The following is an 11055-nucleotide window of genomic DNA, read 5'->3' as shown; positions in this document are numbered from 1 at the left end:
TCGTTTTTGTTTAAAACAGCCCCCCCCACCACCTTGGACGGCTTGATTTTGATGCATGTCGCCTGTTCGCCCCCCCCCGCCGCACCACTAACACGCCCGTCCCCGCCCGCGGGGGGACCCGGGCTTCTTCGCGTGGGCGGTGTACGTACGCGTTCGTACCCGAGCGTTCGATCACGCGCGTTCGTACTTGTGGTCGAGGTCCGCCGCACTTTATAGTCATCATGACTCTTAAGGAGGCGGGCGTGAGCCTCGCGAACCTGCTCGAACCCCTGCGGCAACCGCTCTTCACCGTCCTGGACACCCCGGTCAGCTGGACCGAAGTGCTCGGCTTCGGCAGCGGTGCGCTCTGCGTCTGGCTCGTCGCCCGCCAGCACATCGCCAACTGGCCCATCGGCATCGCCAACAACCTCCTCTTCATCCTGCTCTTCTCGCAGGCGGGCCTGTACGCCGACGCCGGCCTCCAGATCGTCTTCATCACCCTCGCCGTGTACGGCTGGTGGACCTGGACCCACGGGGGTGGACCAGGCTCCGACACCCTCCCGGTGCGCCGCACCTCGCGCACCGAGTGGACATGGCTGCTCACGACGGGGGTGGTGGGGACCGTGGCGCTCACCCTGCTGCTCGACCGCGCCACCGACTCGACCGTCCCCTTCTGGGACGCCCTGACGACCGCGCTCTCCCTGATGGCGACCTACGGCCAGTGCCGGAAGCGCCTGGAGTCCTGGTGGCTCTGGATCGCCGCCGACATCGTGTACGTGCCCCTGTACGCGTACAAGGAGCTCTACCTGACCTCCCTGCTGTACGTCGGCTTCATGACCCTCTGCGTCCTCGGCCTGCGCGGCTGGAGTCGTGACCTCACGCAGCGGCGCGCCCCTGCCGTGGAGGTGGCGGCATGAAGCGCTACGGACACGGCCTGGTCCTCGGCAAGTTCTATCCGCCGCACGCCGGACACCACCATCTCGTCCGCACCGCCCGCGACCGCTGCGAGCGCCTCACCGTGCTCGTCTGCGCCTCCTCCGTCGAATCCGTACCGCTCGCCGAACGGGTCGCCTGGATGCGGGAGATCCACCCCGACTCCCTGGTCGTCGGCGCCGTCGACGACATCCCCGTCGACCTCCACGACCCCGATGTGTGGGCCGCCCACATGGCCGTCTTCCGGGCCGCGGTACCCGAACAGGTCGACGCCGTCTTCACCTCGGAGCCGTACGGCGAGGAGCTCGGCCGCCGCTTCGGAGCCGAAGCCGTCTGCGTCGACCCGGACCGCACGCTCTTCCCCGTCTCCGGTACCGCCGTCCGCAAGGACCCCGTCGGATGCTGGGACCACCTGGAAGCTCCGGTACGGGCCGCGCTCACCCGGCGCGTCGTCGTCCTCGGCGCCGAGTCCACCGGCACCACCACCATGGCCCGCGCCCTGGCCGAGCACTACCGGAACCGCGGCGGCGTCTGGGCCCGAACCCGCTACGTACCGGAGTACGGGCGCGAGTTCAGCGAACTCAAGCTCGCCGAACTGCGCGACGCGCGCCCCGAGGCGGGCTGGGAAGACGTCACCTTCCACACCGAGGACTTCCCGCTGATCGCGCTGCGCCAGGCCGAACTGGAGGAGGAGGCCGCGCGCGCCGGATCGCCCGTGCTCTTCTGCGACACCGACGCCTTCGCCACCACCATCTGGCACGAGCGGTACATGGGCACCACCAGCCCCGCCGTCGGTGAGATCGCCGCCCACGGCCGGCAGCACCTCTGGCTGCTCACCGACCACCGGGGCGTCGACTTCGAGGACGACGGACTGCGCGACGGGGAGCACCTGCGGCCCTGGATGACCGCCCGCTTCCTCACCCAACTCGCCCACACGGGCCGCCGGACCGCCGTCCTGAGCGGACCGCACGAGGAGCGGCTCGCGGCGGCCGTCGCCGCCGTGGACGCGCTGCTCGCCGAGGGCTGGGACCTCGCCGACCCCCTGCCGGAGCGCCGATGAACCCTCACCAGGCACCCGGGGGCTACGACCGCCACGCCTTCGAGCCCTTCGCCGTCACCGTCGACCTCGCCGTCTTCACCCTGCGCGAGGACCGCCTGCACGTCCTGCTCGTCGAGCGGGGCCAGGAGCCGTACGCCGGGGCATGGGCGCTGCCCGGCGGATTCGTACTGCCCCGGGAGTCCGCCGAGGTCGCGGCCCGCCGCGAACTGGCCGAGGAGACCGGCCTGTCCGTGGACACCGTCTCCGGACTCCACCTCGAGCAACTGCGGACGTACAGCGAACCGGACCGCGACCCCAGGATGCGGGTCGTCTCTGTCGCCTTCGCCGCGCTCGTCCCGAACGCCCCCGAGCCGCGCGGCGGCGGCGACGCGGCGCGGGCGCAGTGGATGCCGTACGGGACACAGGCGACCTACGGGCCGCTCGCCTTCGACCACGACCGGATCCTCGCCGACGCACACGAACGGGTCGGCGCCAAACTCGAGTACACCTGTCTCGCCACCGCCTTCTGCCCGCCCGATTTCACCCTCGGCGAGCTGCGACAGGTGTACGAGGCGGTCTGGGGCGTCGACCTCGACCGCCCCAACTTCAGGCGCAAGGTCCTCTCCACGCCCGGCTTCGTCCAGGCCGTCGAAGGGCCGCCGCGCCTCACCGGCGGACGGGGGAAACCGGCCGCTCTCTACCGGGCGGGCGAGGCCACGGCCCTGCACCCGCCACTGCTGCGACCGGAAGGACGATCCACCCCATGACCACCAAGCAGGCCGCCACCGGCTCCCTGATCGGGCTGGCGCTCGGCGACGCGCTCGGCTTCCCGACCGAGTTCAACGACGTGCCGGCGATCCTGGCGAAGTTCGGGCCGTGGCGGGAGATGGAACTGCCCGGCGAGAAGCAGGGCATGGCGTACGTCACCGACGACACGCAGATGACCCTCGCCTTCGCCCGCGGCATCCGCACGGCGATGGACCGGGGCGTGCTCGCCCCGCAGCGCCTCGCCCGGCCGGTCCGCGAGGAGTTCGTCGACTGGTACCACTCCCCGGAGAACAACCGGGCGCCGGGGAACACGTGTCTGCGCGCCTGTGCGCTCCTCGACAGCGACCGTGCCTGGCAGGACGCCAGCCAGATCCACTCCAAGGGCTGCGGCGCGAACATGCGGGTCGCGCCCATCGGCCTCGTACCCGGCCTGAGCGACGAGCAGCGGTCCGGCGCCGCCCAGCTGCAGTCCGCGCTCACCCACGGCCACCCGACCGCGCTGGCCGCCTCCGACCTGACGGCCCGCGCCGTGCATCTGCTCGCCCAGGGCATCGAGCCGACAGGGCTGGTGGGCCACCTGCGCTCGTACGCCTACGAGAACCGCTCCGTCTACCGCGAGGCCTGGCTCGGCGACCTCTGGACCCGCTCCCAGGACCCCTCGGCCCGGCACTTCATCGAGCGCGGCTGGGACGAGTGCCTGGCGGTCCTGGAGAAGCTGGACGCCGTCCAGCGCACGGCGGACCCGGAGCTCGACCCCTGCACGTACACGGGCGACGGCTGGATCGCCGAAGAGGCCCTGGCCACCGGCCTCCTCTGCTTCCTGCTCTTCCCCGAGGACCCGCTCACGGCCCTCCGCCGCGCCGCCTGCACCCGCGGCGACTCGGACTCGATCGCCTGCCTCGCGGGCGCGTTCGCGGGCGCCCACCTGGGCGCCGGCGCATGGCCGAAGGAGTGGGAGGAGCGGATCGAGCACCACAGCGAGCTGGTGGCGCTGGGCGCCCTCTGGGACGCCTGACAGCGCCCTGGGAAGCTTGGGCCATGACCGTAGCTCTCGTACCCGAAGCCGACCTCTCCGCCGTCGTGGCGGAACAGCCCGATCCGCTGGTCTTCGCCACCGTCTCCGGCGCGCATCTGTACGGATTCCCGTCCCGGGACTCGGACGTGGACCTGAGGGGTGTCCATCTGCTGTCGGTGGAGGGGTTGATCGGGCTGCGCGAACCGGAGGAGACCCGGTCCCGGATGTGGGACCGGGACGGCGTGGAGATGGACCTCGTCACGCACGACCTGCGGAAGTTCGTCCGGCTCATGCTGCGGCGCAACGGTTACGTACTGGAGCAACTGCTCTCCCCGCTGGTGGCCCACACCTCGGATGCCCACGCCGAGCTGGTCTCCCTGGTGCCGGACGTTCTCACCACCCACCACGCGCACCACTACCGTGGGTTCGCCGCGACACAGTGGCGCCTCTTCGGGAAGACGGAGGAGCTGAAGCCGCTGCTCTACACCTTCCGGGCACTGCTCACCGGCATCCATCTGATGCGTGCGGGCGAGATCCAGGCGCATCTGCCCACGCTGGTGGGGGAGGTGCCGGAGGCTCCCGCGTACGTGTCGGAGCTGATCGCGGCGAAGGCGGCGGCCGAGCACGGGCCGGCCGAGGTGGATCCGGGGCGTGTCCGCGCGGACGTGGAGGCGCTGCACGGAGTCCTGGACGCGGCGCAGGGCGCCTCGGGGCTCGGGGACGCCCCGGGTGCCCACGACGCGCTGCACGACTTCGTCGTACGGACCCGGCTAGAGCACGCTCAGCGCTGAGACGCGACGGGCGCGGATCAGGAAGTCCTGGACGCGCGCGTGGTCCGGGGCCGCCGGGAGAGGGCTCGTGGTGGAGGCCTTGTCGGCCTCCTCCGTGAGGAGGGTCATCCAGGACTCGACCTCGGGCCAGGGGACCTCGCCGCGCTTCACCGCGAGGAGGCGTTCGCGCTCGTCGCCGACGTGGATCGTCAGCTCGCCGGTCCGCAGCAGATCGCGGCAGCTCATCAGCAGCCGCAGCAGATGCATGGCGTGCTTCCAGCGCGGCTCCCCGTACTGGCGGACGTCCGCGTCGAGCTTCTTGCGCTGACCGCCCGCGTACCGCACGAAGGTCTGGTGCGCCTGCCGGGAGAGGAACGCCTCACGCAGCGCGACGAGTTCGCGGCCCGTGTCGTCGATGTGCTCGACCACGGGGGAGTGCAGGCACTCCAGCACGTTGGGGTTGGCGCGCAGGGCCAGCTCGCAGAAGCGCTCCAGCTCCCAGCTGAACTGCTCCTCACCCGGCCCCTCGACATGCGCCGGCGGCTTGTCGAAGCGCCAGAAGAGCGGAGTGGGGGCGAGGAAGACGCCTCGGCGGTCGGTGTCGCTCCCCTCGGTGTCCAGACCGAAAGCGCGCGACCCCATGACGCAGGAGTAGATCGTGTGGTCGCGCACCAGGTCCGTCGGAGTCATGCGCGACAGGTTACGCGAGGCTGATCGAGTCCCCGGACACGGTGATCTCCTCGGCCGGGAGCGGGCGCGTGGCCGGGCCGTTGACCACCGAGCCGTCCGTGATACGGAACTTGGAGCCGTGGCAGGCGCAGTCGATCGTGCCGTTCTCGACCTTGGCGACGATGCAGCCCTGATGGGTGCAGATCGCCGAGAACGCCTTGAAGTCCCCGGCCGTGGGCTGGGTGACGACGACCTTCTCGTCCTTGAAGATCGTGCCCCCGCCGACCGGGATGTCGGCGGTCTCGGTGAGCTCCTCCCCGGCGGCCTCGGAGGTCGGCTCGGTCGTGGGCGATGTCTCGGGCTCCGACGCCGTGGGTGCCGTGGTGTCCGGGGGCGTCGGCGAGGCGGTCGCGTCGCCGTCTCCGTCCGAGCCGCAGCCGGTGGCCAGGGCTGCGGCGGAACCCGCACCGGCCAGCAGCACGGTACGGCGGGGCGTGGCTTGTGGATTCATGGCGTACAGCTTGGTGGCGCACCCCTCCGGTGGCTCGCAAACACGCCTAGACCCAGGGCGTCAGCTCCCTCGCACGGCCGTCCGCGTCCCGGCGCACCTCCAGGACGGCCGTGACGGCCGCCCGCTCGATCGGCCCGTACACATGCGGGAACAGCACGTCCTCCGACCCCTCCCAGCGGATCTCCGCGCTCAGCCGGGACTCGTCCAGGACGAGGACGAGCAGCGGGCCGTGCACACCCCGGTAGTGCGCGTCGGCGACGATCAGCGCGGCCGTCTCGTCCGGCGAGCAGTGGACGAACCCTTCCGAGGCCAGCGACGGCGGCGCGTAGGGGAGTTCGGGATCGGCGGACCATTCGTCCAGCGGTACGACGTGCAGCAGCATGCCGACAGTTGTATCGCGGCCGCCGCGCACGCCGAACACCCCGAGTGGCGGCACTGTCTGGTTTGCGTGACATTGGCCGTGTTCCGTACCGGACGAAAGGCAGAGCGATGGCGGGTAACGATCTCGGCGGTCTCCTCGGCGGCCTCCTCGGAGGAAGCGGCACCGGGCAGAGCACCGGCGGCGGCGACATCCTCGGGTCCCTGCTCGGCGCCCTGACGGCCGGCAAGGGCGGCACCGACGGCGGCAACCCTCTCGGCGGTCTGATGGACATGCTGACGCGCTCGGGCCTCGTCGACCAGGCGCAGTCCTGGGTCGGTACCGGGCAGAACCAGCCGGTCAGCGGTCCGGAGATCGCCCAGGCCCTGCCGGACGACACCCTGCAGAAGGTCGCGCAGGACGCCGGTGTCAGCCCCCGGGAGGCCGCCGACGAGATCGCCAGGTCGCTGCCGCAGGTCGTGGACAAGCTGACTCCGAGCGGTTCGCTGCCGCAGGGCGGTGAGTCGCTGGAGGACCTCATCCGCCGGCAGAACCTCTGACACCGGCCCGGCGTGCCGGCGACCCCCGCGTCTCGGAGGGCGGTCGCCGGTGACGGTGTGTCCGCCCTGCTGACTAGGCTGATCGGAACACACTCGCAAGGTTTCGCAGGTCGGGTAAGGAGCATCAGGTGGCGGTACGAGCGGTCCGAGGCGGCGGCCTGCCGACAAGGGACGAGGCCGGACACACGTACGGGCAGGTCGAGAGGCCGACGTACGCGGAGTCCCTCGTGGCCGCGGACGCCCCGCGCGAGGACGGCGCCCGGTGAGAACCGCACTCGTCATCGGAACCGGCCTGATCGGCACCTCGGCGGCGCTCGCCCTCGCGGGGCGGGGCATCGCCGTCCACCTCCGCGACCACGACCCGGCCCGCGCCCGTACGGCCGCGGCGCTCGGCGCCGGCACGGACGACGTGCCCGAGGGCCCCGTCGACCTCGCGATCATCGCCGTACCCCCGGCCCATGTGGCGACCACGCTCGCCGAGGCGATCCGGGGCGGTCTCGCGCGCGGCTACCTGGACGTGGCGAGCGTCAAGGGCGGCCCGAAGCGCGAGCTGGAGGAGCTGGGCCTCGACCTCACCGCGTACATCGGGACGCACCCGATGTCCGGGAAGGAGCGCTCCGGCCCGCTGGCGGCGACGGCGGACCTCTTCGAGGGACGTCCGTGGGTCCTCACGCCCGGCCGTGACACCGACACCGAGGTCCTCAACCTGGCCCTGGAACTGGTCGCGCTCTGCCGCGCCGTCCCGGTCGTCATGGACGCGGACGCCCACGACCGCGCGGTCGCGCTCGTCTCCCACACCCCACAGCTCGTGTCGTCGATGGTCGCGGCGCGCCTCGAGGAGGCGGACGAGACGGCGGTACGGCTGTGTGGGCAGGGCATCCGTGACGTCACCCGGATCGCGGCCTCGGACCCGCGCATGTGGGTCGAGATCCTGTCGGCGAACCCGGGGCCGGTCGCGGACGTCCTCGCGGGCGTCGCCGCCGACCTGGACGAGACGGTCCGGGCGCTCCGCTCCCTCGAGTCCTCGGACGAGGACAAGCGCCGGGAGGGCACGAGCGGCGTCGAGGACGTCCTGCGCCGCGGCAACGCGGGGCGCGCCCGGGTCCCGGGCAAGCACGGCGCGGCGCCGGCACAGTACGAGACCGTCGCCGTCCTCATCAGCGACCAGCCCGGCGAGCTCGCCCGCATCTTCGCGGACGCGGGCCGGGCGGGCGTCAACGTCGAGGACGTCCGCATCGAGCATGCGACCGGCCAGCAGGCGGGTCTGGTCCAGCTGATGGTGACCCCCTCGGCGGCGCCGGTCCTCGGCGAGGCGCTGAAGGAACGGGGCTGGGCGCTCAGGACGAGCTAGCGGCGCAGGGGCCGGTGGCTCGGGCCAGGTGTTCGGGTCAGGCGCTGGGTCCGGGCGCTCGGGCCGGGCGGGCCGAGGGTACCCCGGACTCCGTCCCGGAGGGGGCCCCGGCCCGCGGAAACGGCTGCCCGCGACGGTGGGGGCCGAACGGGTGGTCGCCAGTCGGTAACCTTGTGGTGGCCCCCCGCATCCCGCGAGGCCTGCACCGCTCACCCCAGGAAGGTGTTCCCCACCGTGGAATCCGTGATCGTCGCCATCGACGGGCCCTCCGGCACGGGCAAGTCGAGCACCTCGAAGGCGGTTGCCGCCAAGCTGGGGCTGAGCTACCTGGACACCGGCGCGCAGTACCGGGCGATCACCTGGTGGATGATCAGCAACGGCGTCGACGTGAACGACGCCGATGCCGTCGCGAACGCCTCCGCCAAGCCCGTCATCGTCTCCGGCACCGACCCGGCCCGCCCGACGATCACCGTCGACGGGGCCGACGCCGCCGGGCCCATCCGTACCGAAGAGGTCACCTCCAAGGTCAGCGCCGTCAGCGCCGTCCCCGAGGTGCGGGCCCTGATCACCGAGCTCCAGCGGTCCATCGCCAGGAACGCCGAGGGCGGCATCGTGGTCGAAGGCCGTGACATCGGCACCACGGTCCTGCCGGACGCCGACCTCAAGATCTTCCTCACCGCGTCCCCCGAGGCCCGTGCGGCCCGCCGCTCCGGCGAGCTCAAGGGCGTCGACGTGGCCGCCACCCAGCAGGCCCTGATCAAGCGGGACACAGCGGACTCCAGCCGTAAGACCTCCCCGCTCGCCAAGGCCGACGACGCCGTCGAGGTCGACACCACGGACCTCACCCTGGACCAGGTCATCGAGTGCGTCGTGACCCTGGTGGAGGAGAAGAGGACGGCCGCGAAGTGACCCAGCCCTCCGAGCGGGGCGCCGCCGTCGGGCGCGGCATCGGCATCGGGCTGATGTACGGCCTGTGGAAGCCGCGCGTCCTCGGCGCGTGGCGGGTGCCGGCCTCCGGCCCCGTCATCCTCGCCGTCAACCACGCGCACAACATCGACGGCCCCATGCTCATGGGCACCGCCCCCCGTCCCGTGCACTTCCTGATCAAGAAGGAAGCGTTCGTGGGGCCCCTCGGGACCTTCCTGGAGGGCATCGGGCAGCTCAAGGTGGACCGCCACAGCACGGACCGGAACGCCATAGGCAACGCCCTGGCCGTCCTGGAGCACGGCGGCGTCCTCGGGATCTTCCCCGAGGGCACCCGTGGCGAGGGCGACTTCGCCTCCCTGCGTGCCGGCCTCGCCTACTTCGCCGTCCGCAGCGGCGCGCCGATCGTCCCGGTCGCCGTGCTGGGAAGCTCCGACCGCCCCGGACGGTTGGTCAAGGCACTGCCTCCGCTGCGCGCCCGTGTCGACGTCGTCTTCGGTGACGCCTTCGAGACCGGCGACGGCAGCGGCCGGCGCACCCGCAAGGCGCTGGACGACGCCACCGTACGCATTCAGGAGCGGCTGACCGCCCACCTGAAGAACGCCAGGCGCCTCACCGGGCGCTGAGTGAGACTCTGAGTAGTGGGTTCGCACCCACCGACCACGAATGATCAAGGAACGGACTTCATGAACGACCAGCACGACCACGGGGCACTTGGCGACGCCGAGTACGCGGAGTTCATGGAGCTCGCCGCGGGAGAGGGCTTCGACATCGAGGAGGTCGAAGGCGCGATCGAGGAGGCAGGGCACGGCCCGCTCCCCGTCCTCGCCGTCGTCGGCCGCCCCAATGTCGGCAAGTCGACCCTGGTGAACCGGATCATCGGCCGCCGTGAGGCCGTCGTCGAGGACAAGCCCGGCGTCACCCGCGACCGCGTCACCTACGAGGCCGAGTGGGCCGGCCGCCGCTTCAAGGTCGTCGACACCGGCGGCTGGGAGCAGGACGTCCTCGGCATCGACGCCTCCGTCGCCGCCCAGGCCGAGTACGCCATCGAGGCGGCCGACGCCTGTGTCTTCGTCGTGGACGCCACCGTCGGCGCCACCGACACCGACGAGGCCGTCGTCAAGCTGCTGCGCCGGGCCGGCAAGCCCGTCGTGCTCTGCGCCAACAAGGTCGACGGCCCCTCCGGCGAGGCCGATGCCACCGCCCTGTGGTCGCTCGGTCTCGGAGAGCCGTACCCGGTCTCCTCGCTGCACGGCCGCGGTACGGGCGACATGCTCGACGCCGTCCTGGAGGCCCTGCCCGAGGCCCCCGCGCAGACCTTCGGCAACGCGATCGGTGGCCCCCGCCGCATCGCCCTCATCGGCCGCCCGAACGTCGGCAAGTCCTCGCTCCTGAACAAGGTCGCCAACGAGGACCGCGTGGTCGTCAACGAGCTGGCAGGCACCACCCGCGACCCGGTCGACGAGCTGATCGAGCTCGGTGGCAAGACCTGGAAGTTCGTGGACACCGCCGGTATCCGCAAGAAGGTCCACCTCCAGGAGGGCGCGGACTACTACGCCTCCCTGCGGACCGCCGCCGCGGTCGAGAAGGCCGAGGTCGCGGTCGTCCTGATCGACACCACCGACAACATCTCGGTCCAGGACCAGCGCATCATCACCATGGCGGTCGAGTCGGGCCGCGCGCTCGTCATCGCGTACAACAAGTGGGACGAGCTCGACGAGGAGCGGCGCTACTACCTGGAGCGCGAGATCGAGACCGAGATGCAGCAGGTCTCCTGGGCGCCCCGGGTCAACGTCTCCGCCAAGACCGGCCGTCACATGGACAAGCTCGTCCCGGCCATCGAGACCGCGCTCGCCGGCTGGGAGACCCGTGTCCCCACCGGCCGGCTGAACGCCTTCCTCGGCGAGCTGGTCGCCGCCCACCCGCACCCGATCCGTGGCGGCAAGCAGCCCCGCATCCTCTTCGGTACGCAGGCGGGCACCAAGCCGCCCCGGTTCGTGCTCTTCGCCTCCGGCTTCCTCGAGGCCGGCTACCGCCGCTTCGTCGAGCGACGGCTGCGCGAGGAGTTCGGCTTCGAGGGCACCCCCATCCACATCTCCGTCCGCGTCCGCGAGAAGCGCGGCCGCAAGAAGTAGGCGTGGCGTGAGTACGGCGGAGGGCCGGGGCGATGTGTTGAGG

General features: G+C 71.7%; 14 protein-coding genes. 11 read left to right on the top strand and 3 right to left on the bottom strand.

Features of this window, described 5'->3' with window-relative positions:
- Positions 1 to 242 precede the first annotated feature (242 nt).
- From pnuC to ACFC0D_RS36805, 5 genes are read left to right on the top strand one after another with little or no spacing between them, the layout of a single operon-like run.
- Positions 243 to 896 carry a nicotinamide riboside transporter PnuC gene (gene pnuC, locus ACFC0D_RS36825; protein ID WP_376446020.1) on the top strand — a complete coding sequence of 218 codons (654 nt, stop codon included), beginning with the start codon at positions 243 to 245 and terminating at the stop codon, positions 894 to 896.
- Positions 893 to 1972 carry an AAA family ATPase gene (locus ACFC0D_RS36820; protein ID WP_376446018.1) on the top strand — a complete coding sequence of 360 codons (1080 nt, stop codon included), beginning with the start codon at positions 893 to 895 and terminating at the stop codon, positions 1970 to 1972. The genes pnuC and ACFC0D_RS36820 overlap by 4 nt, the downstream gene beginning before the upstream one ends.
- The gene (locus ACFC0D_RS36815; protein WP_376446015.1) at positions 1969 to 2718 is read left to right on the top strand and encodes an NUDIX domain-containing protein; all 750 of its coding nucleotides are present in this window, start codon (positions 1969 to 1971) and stop codon (positions 2716 to 2718) included. The genes ACFC0D_RS36820 and ACFC0D_RS36815 overlap by 4 nt, the downstream gene beginning before the upstream one ends.
- Entirely contained in the window at positions 2715 to 3734 is a 1020-nt protein-coding gene (locus ACFC0D_RS36810; RefSeq protein ID WP_376446012.1) for an ADP-ribosylglycohydrolase family protein, read from the top strand. Before ACFC0D_RS36815 ends, ACFC0D_RS36810 begins: the two co-directional genes overlap by 4 nt.
- A 23-nt stretch (positions 3735 to 3757) precedes the next feature.
- The gene (locus tag ACFC0D_RS36805) at positions 3758 to 4525 is read left to right on the top strand and encodes a DNA polymerase beta superfamily protein (protein ID WP_376446009.1); all 768 of its coding nucleotides are present in this window, start codon (positions 3758 to 3760) and stop codon (positions 4523 to 4525) included.
- Here the strand turns inward: ACFC0D_RS36805 and ACFC0D_RS36800 are convergent.
- From ACFC0D_RS36800 to ACFC0D_RS36790, 3 genes are read right to left on the bottom strand one after another with little or no spacing between them, the layout of a single operon-like run.
- Positions 4505 to 5194 (bottom strand): DNA polymerase beta superfamily protein, encoded by a 690-nt coding sequence (locus ACFC0D_RS36800; protein WP_376446006.1) that lies wholly within the window; start codon positions 5192 to 5194, stop codon positions 4505 to 4507. The genes ACFC0D_RS36805 and ACFC0D_RS36800 overlap by 21 nt on opposite strands.
- A 10-nt stretch (positions 5195 to 5204) precedes the next feature.
- Complete coding sequence (locus ACFC0D_RS36795) at positions 5205 to 5684, bottom strand: Rieske (2Fe-2S) protein (protein ID WP_376446003.1); 480 nt, start codon at positions 5682 to 5684, stop codon at positions 5205 to 5207.
- Positions 5685 to 5730: 46 nt separating this feature from the next.
- A complete protein-coding gene (locus ACFC0D_RS36790) occupies positions 5731 to 6066 on the bottom strand; it encodes a DUF952 domain-containing protein (RefSeq protein ID WP_376446000.1) in 336 nt (111 codons plus the stop codon).
- A 107-nt stretch (positions 6067 to 6173) separates the two neighbouring features.
- Between ACFC0D_RS36790 and ACFC0D_RS36785 the strand changes: the two genes are divergently transcribed.
- From ACFC0D_RS36785 to der, 6 genes are all read left to right on the top strand, one after another.
- Positions 6174 to 6602 (top strand): YidB family protein, encoded by a 429-nt coding sequence (locus tag ACFC0D_RS36785; RefSeq protein ID WP_376445997.1) that lies wholly within the window; start codon positions 6174 to 6176, stop codon positions 6600 to 6602.
- A gap of 128 nt (positions 6603 to 6730) precedes the next feature.
- The gene (locus tag ACFC0D_RS36780; protein ID WP_376445994.1) at positions 6731 to 6868 is read left to right on the top strand and encodes a hypothetical protein; all 138 of its coding nucleotides are present in this window, start codon (positions 6731 to 6733) and stop codon (positions 6866 to 6868) included.
- Positions 6865 to 7953, top strand: a complete 1089-nt coding sequence (locus ACFC0D_RS36775; RefSeq protein WP_376445991.1) for a prephenate dehydrogenase — start codon at positions 6865 to 6867, stop codon at positions 7951 to 7953. The genes ACFC0D_RS36780 and ACFC0D_RS36775 overlap by 4 nt, the downstream gene beginning before the upstream one ends.
- Positions 7954 to 8175: 222 nt before the next feature.
- A complete protein-coding gene (gene cmk / locus ACFC0D_RS36770) occupies positions 8176 to 8862 on the top strand; it encodes a (d)CMP kinase (protein ID WP_376445988.1) in 687 nt (228 codons plus the stop codon).
- A gap of 53 nt (positions 8863 to 8915) precedes the next feature.
- Positions 8916 to 9503, top strand: coding sequence for a lysophospholipid acyltransferase family protein (locus tag ACFC0D_RS36765; RefSeq protein ID WP_376446023.1), 588 nt, complete (start codon positions 8916 to 8918; stop codon positions 9501 to 9503).
- A gap of 60 nt (positions 9504 to 9563) precedes the next feature.
- A complete protein-coding gene (gene der / locus ACFC0D_RS36760; protein ID WP_352191646.1) occupies positions 9564 to 11012 on the top strand; it encodes a ribosome biogenesis GTPase Der in 1449 nt (482 codons plus the stop codon).
- Positions 11013 to 11055: the final 43 nt, after the last annotated feature.

It is taken from the genome of Streptomyces sp. NPDC056222, from assembly GCF_042264065.1.
Classification (GTDB): domain Bacteria; phylum Actinomycetota; class Actinomycetes; order Streptomycetales; family Streptomycetaceae; genus Streptomyces.
The sequence above is the reverse complement of the archived record's forward strand: the minus strand, read 5'-3'. Positions and strand labels throughout refer to the sequence as shown.

Bases quoted from the DNA above. Each gene is read 5' to 3' on its own strand.
- ACFC0D_RS36795 (WP_376446003.1), bottom strand. From the start codon at position 5,684: ATGAATCCACAAGCCACGCCCCGCCGTACCGTGCTGCTGGCCGGTGCG.
- ACFC0D_RS36815 (WP_376446015.1), top strand. From the start codon at position 1,969: ATGAACCCTCACCAGGCACCCGGGGGCTACGACCGCCACGCCTTCGAG.
- ACFC0D_RS36820 (WP_376446018.1), top strand. From the start codon at position 893: ATGAAGCGCTACGGACACGGCCTGGTCCTCGGCAAGTTCTATCCGCCG.
- ACFC0D_RS36800 (WP_376446006.1), bottom strand. From the start codon at position 5,194: ATGACTCCGACGGACCTGGTGCGCGACCACACGATCTACTCCTGCGTC.
- ACFC0D_RS36805 (WP_376446009.1), top strand. From the start codon at position 3,758: ATGACCGTAGCTCTCGTACCCGAAGCCGACCTCTCCGCCGTCGTGGCG.
- ACFC0D_RS36785 (WP_376445997.1), top strand. From the start codon at position 6,174: ATGGCGGGTAACGATCTCGGCGGTCTCCTCGGCGGCCTCCTCGGAGGA.
- ACFC0D_RS36765 (WP_376446023.1), top strand. From the start codon at position 8,916: ATGTACGGCCTGTGGAAGCCGCGCGTCCTCGGCGCGTGGCGGGTGCCG.
- ACFC0D_RS36790 (WP_376446000.1), bottom strand. From the start codon at position 6,066: ATGCTGCTGCACGTCGTACCGCTGGACGAATGGTCCGCCGATCCCGAA.
- ACFC0D_RS36810 (WP_376446012.1), top strand. From the start codon at position 2,715: ATGACCACCAAGCAGGCCGCCACCGGCTCCCTGATCGGGCTGGCGCTC.
- der (WP_352191646.1), top strand. From the start codon at position 9,564: ATGAACGACCAGCACGACCACGGGGCACTTGGCGACGCCGAGTACGCG.